This window comes from Cupriavidus sp. 01L46, assembly GCF_056399905.1.
Genome location: NZ_JBFTSF010000551.1, coordinates 1 through 1,906 on the forward strand (window position 1 = coordinate 1; position 1,906 = coordinate 1,906).

Sequence of the window (1,906 nt, forward strand, 5' to 3'; positions counted from 1 at the left end):
ACCTCGGCCAGCAGCGCGGCCGAGGCCGGGGTCTCTTCCGATGGCTTGGCCACCACGGTGTTGCCGCACGCGAGCGCGGGCGCCACCTTCCAGGTCAGCAGCAGCAGCGGCAGGTTCCACGGCGAGATGATGCCGACCACGCCCACGGGCTTGCGCACCGTGTAGTTGAGCGCGCCTGCGCCATCCGCCGTGGGCGTCTCGTACAGTTCGTTGCCGGCGGTCTTGGCGAGGTCGGCGAAGGTGCGCAAGTTGGTGACGGCGCGCGCTACGTCCAGCGTGCGGGCCTGGTGCTCGGGGCGGCCGGTGTCTTCCACCTCGGCGGCCACGAACGCGTCGAAGCGGGCTTCGATGCCGTCGGCGATGCGGTGCAGCAGCGCGGCGCGCTGTTGGACGTCGAGTTGTCCCCAGGGGCCTTGCAGCGCGCGCCGCGCGGCTTGCACGGCGCGGTCCACGAGCGCCGCATCGGCTTCGCACACGTTGGCGACAAGGTGGCCGTCGACCGGGCAGGTGTCGGGAAAAGTGCCGGCGCTGGCGACGAACTCGCCGTCGATGTAGTGCCGGATGAGTGGAATGTTTTGCTTGGGCACGGGTTGGTCTCCGTGCTGCGCGGGGTGGGGGAAGGGTGCGCAGCGAGGACCAGTATATGGAGCGCCCCCCGGCCTTGCATAATGAAGAAGAAGGCCCCTGGTATTCCAAAATGGCATGTCTGGAAGCGGCCAGGGTGGCCGGCTTCGGGGCGCTCAGCGCGCTTGCGGCAGCGCGGCGGCTTCACGCAGGCAGGCGATGAAATGGGCGGCGGCGGGTGCGGGCGCGCGGTCCGTGCGCACCGAGTAGCCGATGGTGCCAAAGCGCCCGATATCGCCCAGGTCGAGGATGGCCAGCAGCCCGAGGCGCACGAAATGATCGGCCACATCGCGTGCCATCAGGCCGATGGCGCCGAGATCCTGCATCAGGCCGATATTGGTCAGCAGCGAGAGCGACTCCACCAGGTTGGCGGGCACCTGCAGGCCGGCGTCGAGGAACAGGCGCTCGGCGGCCAGGCGCGCGGGGGATTCGTTCAGCGGCAGGATCCACGGATGCGCGGCCAGTTCKGCCAGGCGCAGGCCGGCGCTGGTGGCCAGCGGGTTGTCGCGCGCCACCACCACGCACATGGCGGTGTCGTACAGCGCGGTGTGCGTGAGCGCGAACATGCGGGCGAGCGGCAGGTCGCTCTCCGGCAGGCGGCCGATGACCAGATCGAGCTCGCCGGTGGCAAGGGCGGGGAAGAGGCGGTCGGTGGGGGCTTCGCGCACCGTCACCAGGATGCCGGGGCGGCGCGTTTTCATCAGCGCGATGGTGCGCGGCAGCAGCCGGGCCGAGGCCGAGATCAGCGTGCCGACGATGACGTTGCCGGTGTCGCCCGAGCGGAAGCTGTTGAGCTCGTCGGTGAGGTAGCGCAGCTCGGCGATGACYGACTTCACGCGCTCGCCCAGCAGCAAGCCGTAGCTGGTTGGCACCACGCCGCGGTTGGTGCGCTCGAACAGGGGAACTTCGAGATCTTCTTCCAGCTCCTGGATCGCCTTGGTGACGGCGGGCTGGGTCAGGCTCAGCTCGCGCGCTGCCCGCACGATGGAGCCGGACTGCAGCACGCGATCGAAGATCAGCAGGGGCTTGAGCTTGAGGCGGCGCAGCATCACGTCGCTCAAGGTAACGGTGGGACGGCTGGACATGAGGCACATTGCTTTGACCGCCTGGTGGGGCGGAAGACCATGCGCCGATTATAGGGTGGGCACCGGTGCCGCCATATTGAGGTTTACCGCCGGCGCGGCTCGCGGGCCGCGCCGGTGTGCTTGCCGCCGCTTGCCGCTTACTCCGGCTGGATGCCGGCTGCGTCGATCACCGGCTTCCACTTCTTCTGGTCCTGCTT

General features: G+C 69.2%; 2 protein-coding genes. Both read right to left on the reverse strand.

Features of this window, described 5'->3' with window-relative positions; all coding sequences use genetic code 11:
- Nucleotides 1–587: aldehyde dehydrogenase family protein (locus AC1DS3_RS38215; protein ID WP_477129314.1), on the reverse strand; the 587-nt coding region annotated here is incomplete at its 3' end.
- Nucleotides 588–740: 153 nt separating this feature from the next.
- The gene (locus AC1DS3_RS38220; protein WP_441639538.1) at nucleotides 741–1,709 is read right to left on the reverse strand and encodes a LysR substrate-binding domain-containing protein; all 969 of its coding nucleotides are present in this window, start codon (nucleotides 1,707–1,709) and stop codon (nucleotides 741–743) included.
- Between the last annotated feature and the right edge of the window lie 197 nt (nucleotides 1,710–1,906).